This window comes from Bradyrhizobium cosmicum (assembly GCF_032290525.1).
Taxonomy (GTDB): domain Bacteria; phylum Pseudomonadota; class Alphaproteobacteria; order Rhizobiales; family Xanthobacteraceae; genus Bradyrhizobium; species Bradyrhizobium cosmicum_A.
In genome coordinates, this window is the sequence record NZ_JASXTA010000670.1 from 1 (window position 1) to 229 (window position 229).

Here is a 229-nt window from a genome sequence, read left to right on the forward strand (position 1 = left end):
CTCGAAGATCAGCCCGTACTTCAGCGGGTCGAGATCGGTGATCCGTAGGCTGTACGAGACCACCGACCCCGCCGCCGAACCCCTCCCGGGCCCGACGCGGATCCCGTGCTCGCGCGCGAACCTGATGAGGTCCCACACGATCACGAAGTAGCCCGCGAACCCCATCGAGCAGATCGTCTTCAGCTCGTGCTCGAGGCGAGCGCGGATCTCCGGCGTCACCGTTCCGTAG

General features: G+C 66.4%; 1 protein-coding gene. It reads right to left on the reverse strand.

Features of this window, described 5'->3' with window-relative positions; genetic code table 11:
- A partial coding sequence (locus QSV46_RS41285) for a hypothetical protein (RefSeq protein ID WP_314964593.1) occupies positions 1-229 on the reverse strand: 229 nt, incomplete at both ends.